This is a genomic window from Tractidigestivibacter sp. (genome assembly GCF_057241865.1).
In genome coordinates this window covers 1-21,382 of sequence record NZ_DBHHPX010000040.1, presented here as the reverse complement: position 1 = coordinate 21,382, position 21,382 = coordinate 1, and the positions used below count along the sequence as shown (strand labels likewise).

14 protein-coding genes and 2 tRNA genes are annotated in these 21,382 nt (G+C 62.5%); 7 read left to right on the top strand and 9 right to left on the bottom strand.

Annotated elements, in window-relative coordinates:
- Positions 1 to 45 precede the first annotated feature (45 nt).
- From ACO59D_RS11085 to ACO59D_RS11070, 4 genes are all read right to left on the bottom strand, one after another.
- Positions 46 to 381: a hypothetical protein gene (locus ACO59D_RS11085; RefSeq protein ID WP_485127032.1), complete on the bottom strand. Its 336-nt coding sequence runs from the start codon at positions 379 to 381 to the stop codon at positions 46 to 48.
- Between the two features lie 135 nt (positions 382 to 516).
- A complete protein-coding gene (locus tag ACO59D_RS11080) occupies positions 517 to 2,619 on the bottom strand; it encodes a BglG family transcription antiterminator (RefSeq protein WP_485127031.1) in 2,103 nt (700 codons plus the stop codon).
- A gap of 477 nt (positions 2,620 to 3,096) precedes the next feature.
- Complete coding sequence (gene metK, locus ACO59D_RS11075) at positions 3,097 to 4,350, bottom strand: methionine adenosyltransferase (RefSeq protein WP_130811863.1); 1,254 nt, start codon at positions 4,348 to 4,350, stop codon at positions 3,097 to 3,099.
- 140 nt (positions 4,351 to 4,490) lie between these two features.
- On the bottom strand, positions 4,491 to 5,303 hold the full coding sequence (locus tag ACO59D_RS11070; protein ID WP_485127030.1) for a TetR family transcriptional regulator: 813 nt from the start codon (positions 5,301 to 5,303) through the stop codon (positions 4,491 to 4,493).
- A gap of 202 nt (positions 5,304 to 5,505) precedes the next feature.
- Between ACO59D_RS11070 and ACO59D_RS11065 the strand changes: the two genes are divergently transcribed.
- The 4 genes from ACO59D_RS11065 (at position 5,506) to sdaAA (ending at position 13,959) form a co-directional block, all read left to right on the top strand.
- Positions 5,506 to 8,478: a YhgE/Pip family protein gene (locus ACO59D_RS11065; protein WP_485127029.1), complete on the top strand. Its 2,973-nt coding sequence runs from the start codon at positions 5,506 to 5,508 to the stop codon at positions 8,476 to 8,478.
- Complete coding sequence (locus tag ACO59D_RS11060; protein WP_485127028.1) at positions 8,475 to 10,655, top strand: YhgE/Pip family protein; 2,181 nt, start codon at positions 8,475 to 8,477, stop codon at positions 10,653 to 10,655. Before ACO59D_RS11065 ends, ACO59D_RS11060 begins: the two co-directional genes overlap by 4 nt.
- A gap of 78 nt (positions 10,656 to 10,733) precedes the next feature.
- Positions 10,734 to 12,227, top strand: a complete 1,494-nt coding sequence (gene gltX, locus ACO59D_RS11055; RefSeq protein ID WP_485127027.1) for a glutamate--tRNA ligase — start codon at positions 10,734 to 10,736, stop codon at positions 12,225 to 12,227.
- A 106-nt stretch (positions 12,228 to 12,333) separates the two neighbouring features.
- Positions 12,334 to 13,959, top strand: a complete 1,626-nt coding sequence (gene sdaAA, locus ACO59D_RS11050) for an L-serine ammonia-lyase, iron-sulfur-dependent, subunit alpha (RefSeq protein WP_485127026.1) — start codon at positions 12,334 to 12,336, stop codon at positions 13,957 to 13,959.
- 63 nt (positions 13,960 to 14,022) lie between these two features.
- Here sdaAA and ACO59D_RS11045 read toward each other — a convergent pair.
- The 3 genes from ACO59D_RS11045 to ACO59D_RS11035 form a co-directional block, all read right to left on the bottom strand.
- Positions 14,023 to 14,099, bottom strand: a tRNA-Glu gene (locus tag ACO59D_RS11045).
- 22 nt (positions 14,100 to 14,121) lie between these two features.
- Positions 14,122 to 14,195 (bottom strand) — tRNA-Gln (locus ACO59D_RS11040).
- 79 nt (positions 14,196 to 14,274) lie between these two features.
- Complete coding sequence (locus ACO59D_RS11035; protein ID WP_485127025.1) at positions 14,275 to 15,708, bottom strand: CCA tRNA nucleotidyltransferase; 1,434 nt, start codon at positions 15,706 to 15,708, stop codon at positions 14,275 to 14,277.
- 162 nt (positions 15,709 to 15,870) lie between these two features.
- On the opposite strand from ACO59D_RS11035, the gene ACO59D_RS11030 reads away from it, so the two are divergent.
- Genes ACO59D_RS11030 through ACO59D_RS11020 form a run of 3 tightly spaced genes read left to right on the top strand, consistent with a single transcriptional unit; the run spans position 15,871 to position 19,366 of the window.
- Complete coding sequence (locus tag ACO59D_RS11030) at positions 15,871 to 17,220, top strand: C1 family peptidase (protein WP_485127024.1); 1,350 nt, start codon at positions 15,871 to 15,873, stop codon at positions 17,218 to 17,220.
- Positions 17,221 to 17,234: 14 nt separating this feature from the next.
- On the top strand, positions 17,235 to 18,710 hold the full coding sequence (locus ACO59D_RS11025) for a C1 family peptidase (RefSeq protein WP_485127023.1): 1,476 nt from the start codon (positions 17,235 to 17,237) through the stop codon (positions 18,708 to 18,710).
- A gap of 8 nt (positions 18,711 to 18,718) precedes the next feature.
- The gene (locus ACO59D_RS11020; RefSeq protein ID WP_485127022.1) at positions 18,719 to 19,366 is read left to right on the top strand and encodes an HAD family hydrolase; all 648 of its coding nucleotides are present in this window, start codon (positions 18,719 to 18,721) and stop codon (positions 19,364 to 19,366) included.
- 89 nt (positions 19,367 to 19,455) lie between these two features.
- Here the strand turns inward: ACO59D_RS11020 and ACO59D_RS11015 are convergent, their stop codons facing one another.
- Together ACO59D_RS11015 and ACO59D_RS11010 are read right to left on the bottom strand one after the other, a co-directional pair.
- Complete coding sequence (locus tag ACO59D_RS11015; RefSeq protein WP_485127021.1) at positions 19,456 to 20,109, bottom strand: IMPACT family protein; 654 nt, start codon at positions 20,107 to 20,109, stop codon at positions 19,456 to 19,458.
- Entirely contained in the window at positions 20,109 to 20,648 is a 540-nt protein-coding gene (locus ACO59D_RS11010) for a PTS sugar transporter subunit IIA (protein WP_485127020.1), read from the bottom strand. Before ACO59D_RS11010 ends, ACO59D_RS11015 begins: the two co-directional genes overlap by 1 nt.
- Positions 20,649 to 21,382: the final 734 nt, after the last annotated feature.

Sequence of the window (21,382 nt, the reverse complement as noted above, 5' to 3'; positions counted from 1 at the left end):
GCCTGGCGTATCTCCTTGCCCTGATCGGCGGTTTCTAGATTGCCATTAACACCAGTCCGTCTGCTCCGTGTGCCCCTCCGTGCCCGCCAACTCGGGCCCCCCTCCGACGTCTCCCTCCCGTCCGAGGCCACCACGGGCGGGCGAGGCGCGCTCCCAGCGCCCGGCGTACCTCGGGCTGCCCTCGCCGTGGGCGCAGTGCATCCTCGCCAGGCGGTCGGGCATCTCGCGGGCGACGAGCTCGCCGGCGTCCTCCAGCCTCAGCCACCTGGAGAGGTTGCCTGCGGTGGGGAACATCGGGAGCGTCCTCGCGGCCTTCCTCGCGGAGAGCCCGCTCCGGTGGAACTCCCAGAGGATTCCCTCCTTCTCCTCCCTGGTGTACATCACGGACTCCAATCCCGGACCTCGTGGTCCGACCGTTCGTCCGGGGTCCCAAGTGGCCTAATTATTACGCTCACCGATAAAATTAAGCCACACACCGAAGCATGTATCTTACTTCACTTTTTGATGTTCAATCCCTTAGCTTATGAGCTGGAACTCACAGCGTTCAATCACCTTCGAAGCCTCTTCTGGATTCCTGGCATTCCTCAACTCACTCAAGAGCGGGATTCCTGGCCGCGAAACCATGTCAATGAGATTTGCGAAAGCACGGAGATGAGTTTTCCGGTCAACTGCGCTCAACGCAAACACGAACTCTATCGGATCGTTCACTTCGCTGCCAAACTCCACCGGATGGGCCAAGCGCACCATGCTCATCCCCATCTTGATGGTCCCATTGTCAGGCGAGCTATGAGGTATTGCCACGCCAGGCGAGAGGGCCATATACGGACCGTACTGCTCCATATCCTCGACCATGGCGTCAGCGTATCTCACCTCTATATATCCCATCTCGAGTAGGGGGCGTGCGGATTCCCGTATGGCCTCTCTCCAATCGGAAGCCTCAACGTCCAGCCTGATGTGACTTGGCGGGAGCAGCTGATGCAGATACGGAGCAATAATCTGATCCTCAAGCTGCTGTGCCTCCCTGAAATAACGTCGAACTTCCAGGCGAACCTCCTTGAGCACTTCTTCGTTATCCGGAACCGCCCTCCGAATAATCGGCTCGATTCTCTCCAGAAGCCCTTGGGCGGTGAGGCTCTCCGGGCTGTCATCAAGCACCCTGTCGGATGACGACACGATGCCCCCGAGCTTCTCGCGTATTCGTTGGTACTCCCGATCGTTCATGGGAAGTCGAATGACGACGGAGTCAACGTGGCAGTTCTCCAGTGGCACCGTCGAAATCACGAGATCCGTGCGATAGGTGTCGATGTAGGGGACATCGTGAGCAGGCATGACCTTAACGATCCTGATGTCAAACCGTCCCCTCAGCTCCTCAGCCAGCAGCTGCGAGGTTCCTATGCCCCCATCACAAACCACAACCACGCGAGGACGTACGCCCCGATTCTTACGACGCTCTAACGCTGCGCAGATGTGAAGGGCTACGTACATCGTCTCGACAGGGGTAATCTCCCGCCCGGCGAACTCCTCGAGGATGTCAAGGTTCTTGCACACCGAAGCGAGGACAGTCGGTTGATCCTCGACCACTTCCCGCAACACAGGATTCTCCGGAAAGTGGGAGGGTTCGGTAGTGAACATCGATTCCAGGTGATTAGAGAGGTACTCGAAGAGATCGTAGTCACCATTCAAGTCGACTGATATCTCTTCGGAGATACAGCGAATGAAGACCCTTGTGATCTTTTGCACTTGAAGGTCATCAAGACTGAACTGCTGGTCTCCATGAAAGCGAAGGGCTCTTAGGAGGTTTGAGAAATACGAGACCTCTCCGCTGTCCATATCAATGCAACAGTATTGGGATACGTAGGCAACTACGTTCTTCTCAAAGTCCCCAGGACACTGCACCTCCCGAGAGCGATATCTGGCCCCAGACGGGTCGAGCGCCTTTCCCTTCCTGTTCCTCATCACCGCAATGCAAAGGGCATTGGTCGCTTTTCTAAAGGTCGAGTCAGGCATGAAGAGACCAAAGGCGTGACACTGCTCGTTGAGGATCTTCTTCACGACGATGGCGTCGTCGCGCATGGACGCGTTCTCGGGAAAATGAAGCCATTGCTCGACGATGGGAGTCTTCGCATCAAGAAACTCAACCAGGAAGTCGCGCCTCAAGCTCTCGGGGCCAGAGACTTTGAGACCGCGGCTTGGCTTGGACTCAACCTCAAGTCCCGCCCCGCTCACAAGCTGCTTGATCCCATCGAGGTCATTGAGAATTGAGGCACGGCTCACCGAGAAGCGCTCTGCGATGTCAGCAAGCGTCACGTACGTAGTTGAACCGACAAGCATCGCAGCACCCAGGGCCTTGCGCTCGTCGCTTGACATCTTGTAGGTAACGTTATCTCTTACGGGCAGCAAGCCCTCTACGCGCTGGAAGTCCTCGGGAAGGACTACCACGCCACCAGAACCAAAATGGATTTCGTCAATCGAGGTCTCGCCAAGAAAACGATTGAGGGACTTGATGTCATTGCGAATCGTACGCTCAGATACGCCGAACTCCTCGGCAAGGCCTCTCAGCGTGCAGTCATCAGATGACTGGGAAAGCCTGTGTACGATTTGGACGGTACGCTCATTCACGTGTGCACACATCCCCTCGATGCGATTTTGGCGAGGAACATGCGACCAGAGTTGCGGAGAAACACACAAGAGCTTGCAAATGGCCCCATGGTGATAATTCACCCTAGCCCCATGGGAAAATCTCAAAAAGTGGAAAGGCTTTCAAAGCCTTTTGAAGCTACTTCATACATGCTAGCAAAGTTTGCCACATATGATTGAACCCTGAATTGCTCGCAGGCTGCAGGACCTTGCAAACGAAGAAGTTCCGAGCAGAGAGACAGCAAACGCGAAAGCAGGATCCTCTCTCTCCCCTGTTCGCTGCGTCCACAACCTGGCCGAGGGCATCGGCCACCGCATTCACGTCGATGAGCCGTACGATAGGCTGGGGAGCGGCAAACGCACCACGCCCCACCAAAAAGCCCCTCCGGTCGCAGCTCGCTGCGACCGGAGGGGCAACCAAAACACGCGAGAAAAAACTGACAACCGGCCAAGCAATCCCTACTCGGCAACCTCGGCGATGGCGGCCTTGAGCTCGTCCACGCGGTTCGTAGCCTCCCAGGTGAAGTCAGGGTCCTTGCGACCAAAGTGACCATAGGCAGCCGTCTTCTGGAAGATCGGGCGGCGAAGGTCGAGGTCGCGGATGATGGCGCCGGGACGCAGGTCGAAGACCTTCTCGACAGCCTTCTCGATATCGGAGTCGTCATACGCGCCGGTACCAAAGGTGTCGACCATGATGGACAACGGATGAGAGACGCCGATGGCATAGGCGAGCTCGACCTCGCACTTATGGGCGAGACCCGCGGCAACCACGTTCTTGGCAACCCAACGCGCAGCGTAGGCAGCCGAACGGTCGACCTTGGTGCAATCCTTGCCGGAGAAGCAGCCGCCGCCGTGGCGGCCCATGCCACCGTAGGTGTCAACGATGACCTTGCGGCCGGTAAGGCCTGTGTCGCCCATGGGGCCACCCACCACAAAGCGACCGGTGGGATTCACGTAGATGTCGGCGTCACGCCACTTGATACCAACCTCATCCAGGACGGGGGCAATCACGCGCTCGACCATGTCGTGCTCAATCTGGCCATGCTCGGCCTTGGCGCCGTGCTGCGTGGAGACCACGATGGCCGTGACCTCGACAGGCCTGTCATCCTCGTAGCGCACCGTGACCTGGGTCTTGCCGTCGGGGCGCAGGTAGCCAACCTCGCCAGACTTGCGGACGGCCGCCAGGCGCTCGGCCATGCGCTGCGCAAGGTAGATGGGCATGGGCATGAGAACGTCGGTCTCGTCGGAGGCATAGCCAAACATCATGCCCTGGTCGCCGGCGCCAATCTTGTCCAGCGGGTCGGTGTTGTTGGCGCGTGCGTAGGTGCCGTCGACACCCTGCGCAATATCGGGGCTCTGCTCGTGGATCATGTTGATGACGCCGCAGGTATCGCAGTCAAAGCCATACTTGGCGCGGTCGTAGCCAATGCTACGCACCGTTTCGCGCACGACCTTCTGAACATCGACGTAGGCCTCGGTGCGAACCTCGCCCATCACCACAACGGTACCGGTGGTGGCAAAGGTCTCGACGGCACAGCGCACGTTGTCGACGTTGGCGGGATTGCCGTCCGCGTCCACATAGCCCGCTGCCTGGAGCTTTGCCTCCTTGGCGAGAATGGCGTCGACAATGGCATCGGAGATCTGGTCGCACATCTTGTCAGGGTGACCCTCGGTTACGCTCTCCGAGGTGAAGTAGTAGTTCTTGTGGGCCATTCCAGTATCCTTTCCGCACGGGCGGGCCCGTGCCAACAACGACCGCCGCATCGGCGCCCGATTATGACTGAAAGGTGCGGCGTCTCAACCCCTGGGCGAGATGCGCGCCCGCACAACGGTAGCGCGCCGGCCGCGTCTCGTCACCCCGAGACGGACGGTTGTGCTGTGATGGGCGGCCGCGTCGCGGCCCCGCCAGCATCGATGGCGGATTCCACGGAGACAAGCGCCGTATGCGCGGTCTCGGTCCCCATGCCGTTGAGCACTATGTCGATAAGAGAGTGCGCGAGCCTGTCACCGGTAGGGGCATCATCGCCGAGGCTTGCCACCTCGAGCGCTGCAAAGATGAAGGCACCAGAGATGGCAACGGCACCGAGGCGGCTGTTTACGCCCTCGCGCACCATGCCCTCTCCCTTGGCGCGCTCGAGCTGGGCGCTCACGATGGAGATGATGCGCGCGAAGTGCGTCTCCATGGACGGCAGGACGTTATTGTTGGCGTCGATGACCTCGCGCGCCATGGCAAGCGCAAGCGGACTTCCGGCGCTCATGTGGCATGTAAGCTCGTGCGTGAGACTCACAAGCGACTCAAGCGCAGAGGAGGCACCGGCAACTACCGCCTCAACGGAGTCCACAAGCTCGTCAATGGACCTGTCGAAGATGGCCTCGACCAGGGCATCCTTATCGGCAAAGTAATAGTAGAGGGCACCTTTGGACATCCTGCAGCGAGCAGAGACCTCGCTCATCTGGAAGTCGGTGTTGCCGCGCTCGACCATAAGAGACGTAGCAGCCGCCATGATGCGCTCGCGGGTTGCGGCGCTCTTGCGCGTCTTCGTGCTGCTGCGCAGCCTCGTGGTCTGCCTGGTAACAGTCTCCTCGAGCGACGCGCGCGCCGCATCACTTGCCCTTTTCAAACTGTCGGCAAGCTCAGACGTCATCTTCTCGTCAAGCAGACTCATGCAACTGCGCCCCACTTCGCACCTTGCAGGCTCATGTACAACGCGGAATTCTACCATCTGGGTCAGAATTTTTGAGCAGTTTTCAAAAAATTTGCCTATAACGTCTCATGCGCTGCCGTTCGGGATACCAACAGGTGTAGAAATATACGATGGAAATCAATACGTTCCTGGCATTCTGGCGGGCAACACGCAGCGGAGGAGCATGGGCAAGTCATTTCAGATTCTATGGCGCGACCTCAAGAGGATATTGCGCAACCCCGTGGCAGTTATCGTCACTCTGGGCGTGTGCGTGATTCCCTCTCTCTACGCTTGGTTCAACATCATGGCGAACTGGGACCCCTACGAGAACACGCAGGACATTCGCATCGCCGTGGTAAACAAGGACCAAGGTGCAGACGCTGGTGGCGACCTTGGCTTTATCAACGCCGGTGACATGGTCGTAGAGGAGCTGGGCAAAAACACCCAGCTCAAGTGGGTCTTCATGGACGAGGAGTCCGCACTCGAGGAAGTGAGCTCGGGCCGCTCGTATGCCGCCATCGTGATTCCCGCCGACTTCACCAAAGACCTCACGTCGGTCCTCACGGGCAACCTTGCCTCGCCGGACCTCACCTACTACGTAAATGAGAAGGTCAACCCCATTGCCCCCAAGGTCACGGACACCGGCGCCTCAACCGTGGAGACGCAGATTAACGAGACGTTCGTCCAAACCGTGACCAACGTGGTGGTAGAGAGGCTCCAGGGGCTCGCCACCGACGCGAAGGGAGACGCCGGGGAGGCGTCAGCGAGCATCGTCTCGCGCATCCGTGGCGTCGAGGACACCGTAGGCGAGCTCTCGTCGAACATGGACGATGCGCAGAACACCGTGAGCGCTGCCCGCGAGGCCATAGAGGACGCCGAGACGACCCTCGACGAACTCGACTCCACTTCGTCCGAGGCAAGCGACAGCCTCGCCGAGGCAACGGGCATCCTCTTCACATCCCGCGACGATGCGACCTCGCTTGCCACGGCGGTCACCAATGCCGCGCTCGACGGATCGACGCGCATCGCAAGCATCTCGGGTGACGCAAACCAGGCAATCGGCAAGATCTCTGGCAAGATTGGCCAGGCCCAGGGCACGGCGGAGGGCGCCCTTACCACGGCGCAGTCCCTCGTGGACGAGAACCGCCGCCTCGTGTCCGATCTCGAGTCGCTCTCGTCCTCGGTTCCCGAGGACCTCCGCCCCAGGTTTGACGAGGCGGTGGACAAGATTAGCGCGCAGGTCGACAAGGAACAGGAGACGGTTGACGAGCTCTCCCGTGCGGCCGAGGACATCGGAGACACCAACGATGCAGTATCCGACCTCTCCGACGCGATGAACGAGTCGATCCAGACAGGCACCTCCACGCTCGTAGACGTGAACTCAAGCTTCGGCCAGAATACGCTCCCCCAACTCAACGGCGCCCTCGACAGCTTCTCGAGCGCCGCGCAGAGCCTGTCCGGCTCGCTTGGTGCGCTCTCGCCCACCATCTCCGAGACGAAGAGCGTGCTGGAGCAGCTCGACAGCACGCTCGCCGAGGCCTCGAACACGCTCACCGTCACCAAGCAGTCGCTCGACGAGATGGGCTCGACCCTTGGTGACGTGGCCACGGACCTCTCAGCCATCCAGAGCTCCGAGGCCCTCTCGCGTGTGGACCAGCTGTTGGGCCTCGACGCCTCCGGTATTGCGTCGTTCATGTCGTCGCCCGTGCAGCTTGACTCCGAGGCCGTCTTCCCCGTTGCCAACTATGGCTCGGGCGTGGCGCCCTTCTACACGAACCTCGCCCTGTGGGTTGGCGGCTTTGTCCTTATCGCCATCTACAAGGCCGAGGTGGACGAGGAGGACATCGAAGGTGGCTTTGCCCCCTGGCAGGGCTACTTTGGCAGGCTTCTGCTCTTCCTCGTGCTCGGCACCCTTCAGGGCGTCATCTGTACCGTGGGTGACCTCATGCTGGGCATCCAGTGCATCGATCCCATCGCCTTTGTCTTCACGGGCGTCATCGAGTCGATCGTCTACGTGAACATCATCTTCGCCTTCGCCGTTGCGTTCAAGCACATCGGCAAGGCCCTCTGCGTGCTTCTCGTCATCCTGCAGATCCCCGGCTCCTCGGGCACCTACCCCATCGAAATGATGCCTGGCTTCTACCGGGCGATAAACCCCTGGCTGCCCTTCACGTACGGTATCCGCGCCATGCGCGAGACCATTGCGGGCTACTATGGCAACTACTTTGCGCAGGACATCTGGATGCTTCTGCTCTACCTTGTCCCTGCCCTGCTCATTGGCGTGGGCTGGCGCAGGCACCTCTTGAACATCAACTCGCTCTTTGACAAGAAGCTTGCCGAGACGGACCTCATGATCTGCGAGCGAGACGGCATCGAGGTCGAGCACTACCGCATCTCCTCGCTCATCAAGGCCCTTATGCATACTGACGAGTACCGCACGCAGATTACGCGCCGCGCGGCGCAGTTCGACGCTGCCTATCCGCACCTCATCCGCGTTGGGTTCGTGCTGCTCCTGGCACTGCCCCTAGGGCTTTCCCTCATCATGTTCTCGGTGGGCAACAAGCTGCCCTGGTTCATCGTGTGGATTGTCTGCCTGGTGCTTCTCTGCACGGCGCTCATCATCGTCGAGTACCTCCACGAGTCCATGCACAGGAAGACCGCCGTGGTTGGCCTCTCGAAGGACGAGATGTACAGGCTCTTGGGAGACCAGCTCGACAACGAGTACTTTGCCTCTCCCCTCGAGCGCCTGCACCGTCGCGTGAGCGCCGCGGTCCAGGGCGTCCAGGCAAAGCATGCCGAGACCGCACAGTCGGCGAGCAACGACGCCGCGCAGACGACACTCGCGCTGCGCAAGTTCATCGACACCCACAGCGGTAGCCCAGACGACGCCGAGGCACCCACCATCGTGCGCGGCGGGGCGCCCTCGGCAACCCAGCCGCTTGAGGAGCGACCGCTTGAGCCCGAGGTCGAAGAGGCAGAGACCCCTCTGACCACCTCCGCGGCACCGGCCACGCAGGGCGAACCAGAAGATGTCACCAAACGCGGATGCAAGGACAGGCGTGCGTCCAGGAAGCACGGGAAGGGAAAGAACAAGGGCCACGACAGGTCCAACAAGCACGAGAGGCACAACAAGGGTGGGAAGAGGGGCCGCAAATGAGAAGGATATGGCGCATCTTCTGCCTTGACGTGAAGCATGCCACGAAAAACGTCATCGCCCTCATCGTGTGCGTGGGCCTTGTGGTCATACCGTCGCTCTATGCGTGGTTCAACATCGCGGGAAGCTGGGACCCCTATGGCAACACGGGCAACCTCAAGGTCGCCGTTGCCAACACGGACGAGGGTTACCAGAGCGACATCATCCCGGTAAAGATCAACCTCGGCGAGCGGGTAGCCAGTGACCTCTCGCAGAAGACCACGATCGGCTACGTGGTCACGAGCGAGGACGACGCAGTTGAGGGCGTGCGCAGCGGGAAGTACTACGCCGCCATCGTCATCCCCGAGGACTTCACGAAGGACATGCTCACGGTCTTCTCGGATGACATCCAGCAGGCGACCATCGTCTACTACAGCAACGAGAAGGAAAACGCCATCGCCCCCATTGTCACGGACAAGGCCGCGACGGCTGTGAAGAACAACATCCAGACCGACTTCGCCGAGAGCCTGGGCGAGGTGGGCGCAGGTGCGCTTTCGGAGATCTCTGGCCACGTGAGCGACGACGACCTCATGGACATTAGCCAGAACCTCTCCGACGCCATCTCGAAGGCGTCGGGCGACCTGCGCACGGTCTCGTCGCACATGGGCATCTACTCCAGCCTGCTCTCGTCTGCGGGCTCGATCATCGACTCCTCCTCGTCGCTTCTCGAGGGTACGGGCTCCTCGACCGAGGCGGTACGCGACGCGCTCTCGGAGTCTGCCGAGGGCGTACGCGAGGTGGGCGACTCAGTGGACTCCGCCTCGGCGGCCATCGATGAGGCGCTCACCACGAGCCAGCAGAGCTTTGACTCCGTGTCTTCGGCGGTCGACGAGGCGTTTGACGCCGCGGAGACCGATGCCTCAGACGGCGCGGCCAAGCTGCGTGACATCGCGACGAAGATCGACACCCACGTCGCCGCCTACCAGGAGTTCGACCAAAGCCTGAAGGACCTGCGCGACCTTCTGCCGGAAGACGCCAAATCCCTGCTCGACCCCACGATTGCACGGGTCGAAGGCGTGATTTCCACCCAGCAGTCCATCGCAGAGCACCTGCGTACCTCCGCGCAGAACCTCGAGGACGGCGTCTCGAGCGCCAAGGAGGACCACGAGGAGATCTCGTCCCTCATCACGCAGGACGCCCAGGAGATCTCTGACGCACGGGGAACCTTCGAGAGCGACCTGCAAACCGAGCTCTCGGACCTTGCGAGCTCCATCGACAACGCCTCGACCGCATCAAGCGCGGTCTCGACCAAGCTCGAGGAGACCGTGAGCGACGTGAGCGACGCGGCATCGCTCACGTCTGGCGACCTCTCTGACATGAAGGAGATGCTCGACTCCTCCGCGACACAGGTCGACAACATGGCAGACGACCTCGACCAGCTGTCCCAGAAGCTCACGGACGCCCTCGGGTCGGGAGACGCCCAGCAGGTCCGCCAAATTCTTTCGGCCGACCCAACCGACCTAGCGAAGTTCCTCTCCGAGCCTGTGGGGCTCAGCCGCGTGGCCATCTATCCCATCGCCAACACGGGATCGGCCATGGCCGGCTTCTACACGACGCTTGCCATCTGGGTTGGCGCAGTTGTCTTTGTCGCCATGATGAAGGTCCAGGTCTCGGATGCCGAGCTTGCCGAGGCAGACGCCCGCCCGCGCCATGCATACCTGGGACGCCTGCTCCTCTTTGGCCTCCTGGGCGTTCTCCAGGCGTTGCTCGTCTCGCTGGGGGACCTCTTCTACCTGGGAATCCAGTGCGTAAGCCCCGTGGTCTTTGTGCTCTCGTGCTGCCTCGTCTCGGTTGTCTTCGTGAACATCATGTACGCGTTCACGGTCTCGTTCGGAGACGTGGGCAAGGCCGTCTGCGTGTTTCTCCTCGTAATCCAGGTGGCGGGATCTGGCGGCACCTTCCCGGTGGAGATGCTCCCCAAGGCGTTCCAGACCCTCTACCCCACGTTGCCGTTCGTGCACTCCATTGCGGTCATGCACGAGTGCATCGGGGGCTTCTATGGGTACACCTGGCTCATCGAGATGGCCATCCTCGGCGTCTATGTGGTGCTCTCGCTCACTTTGGGGCTACTCTTGAGAAAGCCGGTCGTACGCCTCAACAACTGGGTCATCGAGAAGCTCGAGTCGACGAAGATCATGTAGGCGTTTCTCTGGCTTCGCGGCCGAGTCTATACTGATGGGCTGGACACACGAACGATGAGAGGAACGAGAGGCACCACCTTGGCAGACGAGAAGCACGTGCGCGTTCGCTTTGCACCCTCCCCCACCGGCAAGCTCCACGTGGGCGGCGCGCGCACCGCGATCTACAACTGGGCCTTCGCCCGCGCAAACCACGGCACATTCATCCTGCGCGTCGACGACACCGACCCCACGCGTTCCACAGAGGAGAACACCCAGGTCATCCTGCGTGCCATGAGGTGGCTGGGCCTGGATTGGGACGAGGGTCCGGAGGTAGGCGGCGGCTATGGCCCCTACCGCCAGGCCGAGCGCATGCAGCTCTACCGCGACGCGGCGCAGCGCCTCTGGGATGAGGGCAAGGCCTACCCCTGCTTCTGCACGCCCGAGAGGCTCGCTGCCGACAAGGTCGCGGCAGAGGCGCGCCGCGACCCGTTCCAGGGCTACCAGCGCACCTGCCGCGACCTCGACCCCGCCGAGGCCAAGCGCCGCATCGACGCGGGCGAGCCGTACACGCTGCGCATCAAGGTGCCGCTCGACCGAGGCGACGTGGTGGTACGCGACGCCGTCCACGGGGACGTGACGTTTAACGCCCGCGAGCTGGACGACTTCATCATCTTCCGCTCCGACGGCACCCCCACCTACAACTTTGCCACGGTAGTGGATGACGCCACGATGGGCATCACCCACGTGATTCGCGGTGACGACCACCTCTCCAACACCCCACGCCAGGTCATGGTCTACGAGGCCCTAGGTGCCCCCGTGCCCACCTTCGCGCACATCTCGATGATCTTGGGTCCGGACGGCAAGAAGCTCTCCAAGCGCCACGGTGCCACATCGGTCGAGGAGTACCGCGATGCCGGGTACCTCTCGGACGCCTTTGTGAACTATCTCGCGCTTCTCGGCTGGTCGCTTGACGGCGATACCACAATTGTGCCGCGCGGCGTGCTCGCACGCGAGTTCTCGCTCGACCACGTCTCCAAGAACCCATCGACCTTCGACCCCAAGAAGCTCGACGCCATTAACCAGGCCTACTACCTGGCAATGAGTGACCGAGAGTTCTCCGAGCGCGTGCTTGTGCCGGAGCTTCGCTCCGCCGGCCTCGAGCCCGCCGAGGGTCCGCTTGCGCACGACGACGGCTGGTATGACCTGCTCTCCTCGGTGCTCAAGCCCCGCACCGTGGTGGCACCGGACGTTGTGGCAAAGGCGCACTTCCTCTACGAGGGCGACGATGTCACGCTCGACGAGAAGTCTGTCGAGAAGAACCTGGCCAAGGCTGGTGCACGCGGCTTCGTGGCAGCGGCGAGAGAGGCGCTTTCCGCACTTGATGGGGGCTCTTGGCACGTCGATGCCGTCAACGCTGCCCTTGAGGCCCTGCCCGAGAAGCTCGGCGCCTCCAAGCGGAAGTTCTTCGGTGCCGTGCGCGTGGCGGCCTGCGGCAACCAGGTCTCCCCTCCCATGGGAGAGTCCCTCGCGCTCCTCGGCCGTGACCGCACGCTTGCGCGACTCGCGCGTGCGGAGGGCATTGCAGCAGAGTAGGACCGGTGCGCCCGGGAGTGGAGGCTCGTCCCGGGGTGCGCGTTTCTCGCTGCCTTTGCGGCGGAGGTTCTGTAGCAGACGTTGTATGCGGACGAGAGGGGCAGAGATGGTCACGATGTCGGCGTTTGAGGTGCTCGGCCCCATTATGGTGGGCCCTTCCTCCTCGCACACCGCTGGCGCCCTGAGGATTGCCCTCGTGGCTCGCTCGCTTGCGCCCGCATCCATCGAGCGTGTAGACTTTGTCCTGTACAACTCGTTCTCGCGCACGCACGCTGGCCACGGGACCGACCGAGCGCTTGTCGCGGGCATCCTCGGCCTTGGCCCGAGCGACATCCGTGTGCGGCGATCCTTCGAGCTTGCCCGTGAGGCAGGGCTTGAGTTCTCCATCACCGAAGGCGGCAGGGACGAGGGCCTTCACCCCAACACCGTTGAGATCCACATGGCGTGCGAAGGTGGTGCGTCCATCTCGGTCACCGGCGAGTCGCTTGGGGGCGGGCGCGCTCGCGTGAGCAGCATCGAGGGCGTCCAGGTAAGCATCGCAGGCGACATGCCCACCGTCTTCGTGGAGCACAGGGACCTCCCCGGCGTACTTGCGGCCCTCACGCAGGCGCTTTCCTCGGCAAACGTGAATATCGCCACCATGAGCACGTTTAGGCAGGAGCGCGGCGGCAAGGCATACACCATCTTCGAGGTCGACGAGCCTGTGGGAGCGCACCTCCTCGAGCTGCTGGGCGCAACCGAGAGCGTGAGGTTTGCCTCACAGGTAGACATCCCTGGTACGGCCAGCACGAACGCTCCGGTGGAGCCGGGCCTCTCGTTTGCAAGCGGCGAGCAGCTCCTTGCCGCCTGCGGTGCTCGGCAGCTCTCGATAGGCGAGCTCATGCGCGCCCGAGAGGTGGAGCTGGAGGGCGGTGCCGATGGCACGGCGGCGACCGATGCTGCCATGGCGCACGTGCTCGAGGTCATGCGTAGCGAGACGACCGAGGCCCTCACGAAGCCAAAGCCGTCGCTGGGAGGCCTTCTCGGCGGCCAGGCCGCGCGCGTGGCGAACGGCGGTGCGGGCCTTGCGAGAGGCGAGAGCCTCGCGGGCGGCAGAGCCCTCACGGGTGCACTCATGGGAACGACGCTCACGCGGGCGACGGCATTCGCGATGGCAACGCTGGAGCGCTCGTCCACGATGGGCGTCATCGTGGCAGCTCCCACAGCCGGAAGCGCCGGGATCGTGCCCGGGGCCCTTCTCGCCTGCGCAGAGGCGACAGGCGCCGAGGACGCCGCCGTGAGGCGCGCGCTCTGGAACTCCGCGGCCGTGGGCGCGATTGTCTCGACCAACGCGACGGTAGCGGGTGCCGAGGGCGGATGCCAGGCGGAGGTGGGCACGGCGGCGGCCATGGCCGCAAGCGCGCTGGTGGAGCTTCTCGGCGGGACGCCAGCCCAGTGCCTGGATGCGGCGTCGCTAGCCATCTCGAACACGCTGGGGCTGGTCTGTGACCCCGTGGGCGGCATGGTCGAGTTCCCCTGCCAGGTGAGAAACGCGATGGGCGTGGCGTGCGCCATGAGCTCCGCACAGCTGGCGCTCTCGGGCGTGGCGTGCCCCATCCCCTTTGACGAGGTCGTTGACACCATGGCGGCTGTTGGGGCAGCGCTTCCGCCTACGCTGCGCGAGACCGCCGAAGGCGGACTTGCGGCGACACCCACCGCACGTGGCGGGCGCTGCGGCTGCGGGCAGGGGTGACGAGGCGCACGAGATGCGCACACAAAAGCAGGCCACCGGCTATGCCGAGGACCTGCGGATTCTTGGTAGCCCGTAGCAGATTCGAACTGCTGATCTCCGCCTTGAGAGGGCGGCGTCCTAGGCCGCTAGACGAACGGGCCGTATTCGGTTGTACGGGGACAGTGGCTGGGATGGAGAGAATCGAACTCCCGTTGACGGAACCAGAATCCGCTGTCCTACCGCTAGACGACATCCCAATTAATGTCTGTCCTGTCTCAACGCGAGAAGATACTTTACGGCATACCCCCAGCCATTGCAAGCATCAATCTCAATTTTTTAGGCGGGATTGGAGGGGTGCGGTGCGGATGTGTCGCAGGGGTGTGCAACGAGCCATGCGAGCAGGGCGTCACGGTCGTTTTCCACCCTGTCGTGCACGACATCGTCGAGAAGCGTCGTGAGGGCACGACCCACTTCCGGCCCCGGCCCAATCCCAAGCGCACGCATGACATCTCCCCCGCCAACGGCAAGGTCGCGCACACGAAACGTCGTCCCTCTCGCAAGCTCGGCCGCAAGCGCCGCCTCAAACGTATCGAGTTCCACCGCACGTTGGGCACAGGCGCGCGTCTTGCCCAAAGCGTCACCCCGCTGCAAATCCAAAAGCTGGAATGCCAGAGAGGGTGCCTCGCCAGGGCACGCCCGGTCAAGCCTTCTCAGCAGCCGGCGCACTCCCGCAGACGTTGCCGAGAGATGCCGGTCGTGATACCTCACAAGAGCCGTCGCCCTGTTGGCCACCTCATGGGGAAGCGCCAGGCCGAGAAGGACGTCCCGACAGATGTCCGCCCCCACGCGCTGATGGCCGCGAAAGTGCCCGTGGCCATTCTCGTCAATGGACACGCACATGGGCTTGCCTGCATCATGCAGGAGCGCAGCCCACCGCAGCGCCTGCGTGGGCACGCCGCCGGCAAACGCCTCGACTCCCGCGCACACCCTAGCGGTATGCTCCAAAAGGTCATACGCGTGATAGGAGCTGTGCTGGTTTAGACCCCTCATGGGCATGAGCGCTGGCACGGCACGCGCCACCACGTCGAACTCGTGCCGAAGCGCCCAAGACACGCGACCGGACGACACAACACCGTCCATCTCCTGGCCCACGCGCTCGCGTGCGATGCCTTCGAGCTCTGGGGCGCACGCCACAAGCGCCGCCTGCGTGCGGGGCTCAACGTCAAACCCCAGCCTGCAGGCAAAGCGCACCGCGCGCAGAACGCGCAGGGCGTCCTCGTCGAAGCGCCGGTACGGGTCTCCCACCGCGCGCACCACGCCACATGCAAGGTCCTCTCGCCCGCCAAAGAGGTCGAGAAGCCCACGCTCGGGGTGATATGCCATGGCATTCACCGTAAAGTCACGACGGGCAAGGTCCTCTCGCACGTCGTGAACAAAGCGCACCTCATCGGGGTGGCGGCGGTCGGAGTAGGCACTCTCGACACGATAGGTGGTCACCTCGACGGGCAGCCCCTCGACCACGGCGGTCACGGTGCCGTGAGCAGTGCCCGTCTCGTGCACCTCCATGCCTGCAGCGGCTAGGATGTGCTCGGTTTCCTGCCAGGGGGCAGAGGTCGTCACGTCCACGTCGTGCATGGGCGCGTCGAGAAGGGCGTCACGCACCCAGCCGCCAACCACCCACGCCTCGAAGCCCGCATCTTCGAGAGCGCCAAGGACGCGCAGGCCGTAGCCGGGCACGGGGTATGCAGGCACGTCTCGCACTACCGGCATGCACACCCTCCCTGCTCCAAGCGCCGCTCTTCCCGTGAACCGAAGTATAGCGCGCTCGTGCAGGAGGGATGCACCGGACCTGCCAGAAGGCCGCCCGGGTACCACGTGGTATGCTTCCAAACGGTATCAATTAGGAAACCCAATCGGAACAGGGAGGAAAACATGGACGATTTGACCAGCATCACTGCTGACGACCTTGCCGCCTCGCACGAGAGCTTCTCGGCCGAGCGTGTGAACGCTGTTGCAAAGAACGCCGTCACTGCCAATGGCATCCGCTCGGCAGCACGCCGCCCCGAGGGCGTCGCCGCCAACGCGCTGGGCTTTGACATTGAGGTCACCCAGGGCGAAAGATGCGACCAGGAGCACTCCGGGCGCTGCTGGATGTTCGCGAGCCTCAATACCATGCGCTATCGCGTCATCAAGAAGTACAACCTCAAGACCTTCGAGCTCTCGCAGGCCTATCCCCTCTTCTGGGACAAGCTCGAGAAGAGCAACTGGCTCCTCGAGAACATTCTCGACACGCTTGACGAGCCGCTCGACGGCCGCCTGGTGTCGTTCCTGCTCACCGACCCCATCGGTGACGGGGGGCAGTGGGACATGTTCAGGAGCCTCGTGAAGAAGTACGGTGTGGTGCCCAAGGAGGCCATGCCCGAGACCGCCTGTTCGAGGAACACCGCTGATATGGACCGCTACCTCACCCGCTACCTGCGTGGCGCCGCCAAGCGCCTGCGTCAGAGCCACGAGGCCGGCGTCGAGGCCAACGACCTGCACGCCATGAAGAAGGAGATGATGGACGAGGTCTACCGTCTCTTGGTCACCTGCCTGGGCGAGCCTCCCGCAAGCTTCCCCGTGCGCCTGCGCGACAAGGATGGCGGGCTTGCGCTTGCGGGCACGTTCACACCCAAGGAGTTCTTCGCGACCGCCGTTGACATGGACGTGGACGCCTACGTCTCTTTGATCAGCGCCCCCACGGCCGACAAGCCCTTTGGCCACACCTATACGGTGAGCCGCCTGGGCAACGTGTGGGAAGACCACGGCGTGCGCTACCTCAACCTCCCGCCGGAGGAGCTCAAGCGCGTGGCTATCGCCCAGCTCAAGGACAACCTGCCCGTGTGGTTTGGTTGCGACGTTGCCCAGAGCTACCTGCGTGACGAGGGCATCATGGACACCGCCGCACTCGACGTGGATGCGCTCTTTGGCTTCCCCGTTGAGGGCAACATGGACAAGGCCGAGCGTCTCGACTACGGCGAGAGCCTCATGACCCACGCCATGGTGCTCGAGGGCGTGCGCCTGGATGCCGACGGCAAGCCCGAACTTTGGAAGGTCGAGAACTCCTGGGGCAAGGATCACGGCCGCGACGGCTTTGACACGCTCTCCGATGCGTGGTTTGACGAGTATGTCTACCAGGTCGTCGTTGACAAGAAGTATCTCACCGAGGACGAGCGCCACACCTACGAGGCCGAGGAGCCCACGGTGCTTGCCCCCTGGGACCCCATGGGCTCGCTGGCGTGAGACAAGGAGACGATATGGGAAGCATTGGCATGGATTGGGCGTGCGAACAGGGCGCGGCCTTCTCGACCGAGCGGGCCAACCGCGTGGCGAGAAACGCCGTCACTTCCATGAACGTGATGGCCGCTGCACGTGACTACACACGCATGCGCGCCTACCACGACACCTACGGCGTCTCGATCAAGCGTACCGGTGACGTTACCAACCAGCGCCAGAGCGGCCGCTGCTGGATGTTCTCGGCCTACAACGTTGCCCGCGCGGCAACCATGGACCTGCTCGACGTGGACTCCTTCGAGTTCTCGCAGGCATTTGGCATGTTCTATGACAAGCTCGAGAAGGCCAACGCCATGCTCGACCACGTGATTGCGCTGGTCGACCGCCCCGACAACGACCGTGAGCTTGACCACGTGCTCGAATGGGGCATGAGCGACGGCGGCTACTACTTTGAGGCCATGGACCTTATCGCCAAGTGGGGCCTCGTGCCCAAGGACGTGATGCCCGAGACGGCCTGCTCCAAGAGCTCCGCCGAGATGGATGCCCAGCTTAACCGCCTGCTGCGTCGTACGGCCGCTGAGATTCGCCGCGCACACCGCAAGGGTACCAGCGCCGAAGGGCTTGCGGCCAAGAAGGACGCCTGCATGGCAGGCGTCTACCGCATGCTCTCCGTATGCCTGGGCGAGCCACCCGCGACCTTTGACCTTGAGGTCAAGGTGGGCAAGAAGGCCAAGGCAGACACCGCAAAGCTCACGCCAATCCTGCCCGAGGACACCCCCAAGAGCGCCAACGACGCCGACGCCGCAGACACCAAGGACACCGAGAAGGAGGCCCGCATGCTCCTTCGCGACGCCGGCATCACCCCGCGCGAGTTTGCCGAGCGCTACGTGCCCTTCGACCCTAACGACTACGTGCAGCTGGTCTGCATGCCGGGAGCTTCGCGCCCCTGGAGGACGGCATGGCACGTGCTCCTCGAGGAGCCCATGGTGGGCGGCACCCCCAACCGCTTCCTCAACATGCCCCAAGAGGTGCTCGAGCAGGCGGCCATCGCAAGCCTCAGGGCTGGCGTGCCCGTAGGCATGGACGCCGACGTCATGCAGGAGTTCCCGCGTCACATCGCCGACTTCCCTGGCGTGTTGGCGACCGATGGCCTCGATCTCGAGGGGCTCTTTGGCATGGACCTCAAGATGGACCGCGAAGACATGCTCGACGTGCGCGAGACATCCCTCACCCACGCCATGACCTTCCAGGGCGTGGAACTCGACGAGGCTGGCAAGCCCGTGGCATGGCGTGTCGAGAACAGCTGGGGCAAGGACTCCTGCAAGGACGGCTACCTCTACATGAGTGCCGACTGGTTTCGCGCCTACGGTGGCGCCGTGACGGTCATGCGCAAGTTCGTACCAGAAGACGTGCTCGAGCTTTGGGACAAGGCCAAAGCTGTCGACGTGGAGCCGTGGGACGGCGTCGCCGTCGCACTTGGCGTATGCACCTGCAGGTAGGAGGCCTCATGGGAGCCACTCTCGACACCACCGCACACCAGGTAGACGCACCCGTGAGAAACGTCATCTTCGACATGGGCGGCGTGCTTCTCCGCTTTGATGGCCTGCTCTTCTCTCGCTTCTACACCTCGAGCGAAGAGGATGCCGCAGCGCTCAATGCGGCACTCTTCTCGAGTGCTGCCTGGCCTCTACTCGATGCCGGCGTGATTAGCGAGCCAACGATAGAGCGCATGGCGCAGGCGCGCCTGCCTGAGCGTCTGTGGCCCAACCTCCACGAGGCCCTCGGCCATTGGCAGGAGCATCAGCCCGCCATTGTGGAGACAAATGAAGTTGTGGAGCGCCTGCATACCGCAGGCTATGGCTGCTACCTCCTTTCCAATGCCGGTCTCAGGTTCTGGCGCGCCAAGGAGCGCATCCCTTCCTTCCCCGTTATGGACGGCTGGGTAGTCTCGGCCTTCGAGCACCTTATGAAGCCCGATCCCGCCATCTATCTCCTGCTCTGCGAGCGTTATGGACTTGACCCCGCAGGCTGCGTTTTTGTGGATGACAATGCCGACAACAGCCGTGGGGCAGAGGCGGCGGGCATGCATGCCCACCTCTTCCAGGGTGCAGCCGGATTGGTAGGCTACCTCGAAGACCTTGGCATGAACTTCTAGCAACAGCAACCACGACAACGCAAAGGCAACCCCATGCTCGACCTCACGACCCCCACATGTGCAATTGCATGTGGGGGTCGTGGTTTGTCCTAGAACTCAGCGAAACGAGGCTCCCCCGCGCTGCAGATGTCGTCCCCGTTGGCGAAGTCGGTTGCCGCAGCCACAAACGCCTCCTCGTCCCCCGCATGAAACGTGCAGGTAAGCTGCACGTCCTCGGCAAAGACGGAATCGCGCACGCGCCCGCCGGCATCTGCCACCATGCGCGTGATGCGGTCATAGGCAGAATAGGGAATTTGCACCACCACGCTCGTTACGAGCGTCATCTCAACCACGCTGCCCAAGGCATGGGCCGCCTCAACCGCTTCCTGCGTTGCTGCTGTGTAGGCACGCACCAGTCCACCGGGGCCCAAAAGCGTACCGCCAAAGTAGCGAGTCACCACACAGCAGACGTCCTTGAGGCCGGCACCATGAAGCACCTCAAGCGTGGGCATGCCAGCCGTACGGCTTGGCTCGCCGTCATCGGAGCACCGCTCCCGCCCGTCCTCGAGTACCCATGCTGGCACGTTATGGCGTGCGTCATGGTGGCGCGAGCGGACCTTTTTGATAAAGGCGTTTGCCTCGGCCTCGCCGGACACGTGTGCAAGCTGTGCGATGAAACGGCTCCGACGGTCCTCAAACTCGCCTGTGACCTCGATGCCCTTTGCAAGAGTGAAATAGCCAGGCCGAGAAGACTCCGCCGGCATCACGCCTTCGCCCCAAATCTAAAGAGGGGTTCGCCCGCACGAACGTCAGCGCCAGACACGACTGCTGGCAGGACGTCGCCAGAGGCATTGGTCACAGAGACCATAACGATGTCATCATGCCCAGCGGCACGAATCTTCTCGCAATCGAAGGTGATGAGCGGCATACCTGCCGAAACATGATTGCCTTTCTCGACCAGCACGTGAAATCCTTCGCCGCGCATCTCGACGGTGTCGACGCCTGCGTGAACTAGGACCTCCATGCCCTCGTCAGACGTAATGCCAAGTGCATGCCCCGTGTCAACAGCTGCCGTAACGGTTCCCGTGACCGGTGCATATATGACATTCCCGGAGGGCTTGACTGCCATGCCAGGTCCAAGCATCCCCTGCGCAAAGACGGGGTCTGGGACCTCCAAGAGCGGTACCGCCACGCCATCAACGGGAGAAAGGACGCAGCCAGGCTCCTCCATGCACACCACCACGCGAGGTAAATCCTCTGCCGAGGCGCACCTCCCGCGCGAGAGTCTGTCAAAGATTCCCATGTAAATGACCCCCTTGGGCACAAGCCCATCAAGCAGAAGTACCGAGCGCAGACATACCCAGTCATTGTAGTGGTAGCAAGGTCGGCCCATCCAGCGTCGTCACATACACCAGATTGTAGCCCGAGACGTCCCTCGGGATTGGCCCCGTCACGAATTGACGGTTGGTGGCAGTTTGCGGCAAATTCTTGATGTGTGGTTTACCTGGTGCCAATTCGCTGACCTGCGAACCATCAAAACTCGAATGACTTGCTACTCGGGGATGCCACCAAAAACTGCCACCAACCGCAAATCTGTGCCATTCGGCGGGAACCGGAGGATCCCAGGTGCCGCCTGGATGGGGCCTTGCTGCGCATGGGGGGCGCCGGATGGCGCGTTCTTGCGGTTGGTGGCAGTTTTACAGGGTCGCCCCAAGTATCAACCGGTTCGAACATTGATCAACCGCAGGTCAGGGATTTACGACTGCAGCGGTTTCACATAAAGAATTTGCCGCAAACTGCCACCAACCGTCAATTCGCGAAAGCGACCCAGGATTGTAGCCGCTTCGTGTACCAGTCCCGCCACGCCAAGCGCAAGCGTGCCAGCACAGCCATCGTCGTGCTAGAATCTCCCCTGCGAAGTGGGCCAGACGATCGCGGGGCCTGCGGTATACTGCAGGCCATGAGGAAAGTCCGGGCTCCACAGGGCAGGAAGCTGGCTAACGGCCAGGCGGGGTGACCCGACGGAAAGCGCCGCAG

Bases quoted from the DNA above. Each gene is read 5' to 3' on its own strand.
- ACO59D_RS11085 (WP_485127032.1), bottom strand. From the start codon at position 381: ATGTACACCAGGGAGGAGAAGGAGGGAATCCTCTGGGAGTTCCACCGG.
- metK (WP_130811863.1), bottom strand. From the start codon at position 4,350: ATGGCCCACAAGAACTACTACTTCACCTCGGAGAGCGTAACCGAGGGT.
- ACO59D_RS11070 (WP_485127030.1), bottom strand. From the start codon at position 5,303: ATGAGTCTGCTTGACGAGAAGATGACGTCTGAGCTTGCCGACAGTTTG.
- ACO59D_RS11065 (WP_485127029.1), top strand. From the start codon at position 5,506: ATGGGCAAGTCATTTCAGATTCTATGGCGCGACCTCAAGAGGATATTG.
- ACO59D_RS11060 (WP_485127028.1), top strand. From the start codon at position 8,475: ATGAGAAGGATATGGCGCATCTTCTGCCTTGACGTGAAGCATGCCACG.
- sdaAA (WP_485127026.1), top strand. From the start codon at position 12,334: ATGGTCACGATGTCGGCGTTTGAGGTGCTCGGCCCCATTATGGTGGGC.
- ACO59D_RS11035 (WP_485127025.1), bottom strand. From the start codon at position 15,708: ATGCCGGTAGTGCGAGACGTGCCTGCATACCCCGTGCCCGGCTACGGC.
- ACO59D_RS11030 (WP_485127024.1), top strand. From the start codon at position 15,871: ATGGACGATTTGACCAGCATCACTGCTGACGACCTTGCCGCCTCGCAC.
- ACO59D_RS11025 (WP_485127023.1), top strand. From the start codon at position 17,235: ATGGGAAGCATTGGCATGGATTGGGCGTGCGAACAGGGCGCGGCCTTC.
- ACO59D_RS11020 (WP_485127022.1), top strand. From the start codon at position 18,719: ATGGGAGCCACTCTCGACACCACCGCACACCAGGTAGACGCACCCGTG.
- ACO59D_RS11015 (WP_485127021.1), bottom strand. From the start codon at position 20,109: ATGCCGGCGGAGTCTTCTCGGCCTGGCTATTTCACTCTTGCAAAGGGC.
- ACO59D_RS11010 (WP_485127020.1), bottom strand. From the start codon at position 20,648: ATGGGAATCTTTGACAGACTCTCGCGCGGGAGGTGCGCCTCGGCAGAG.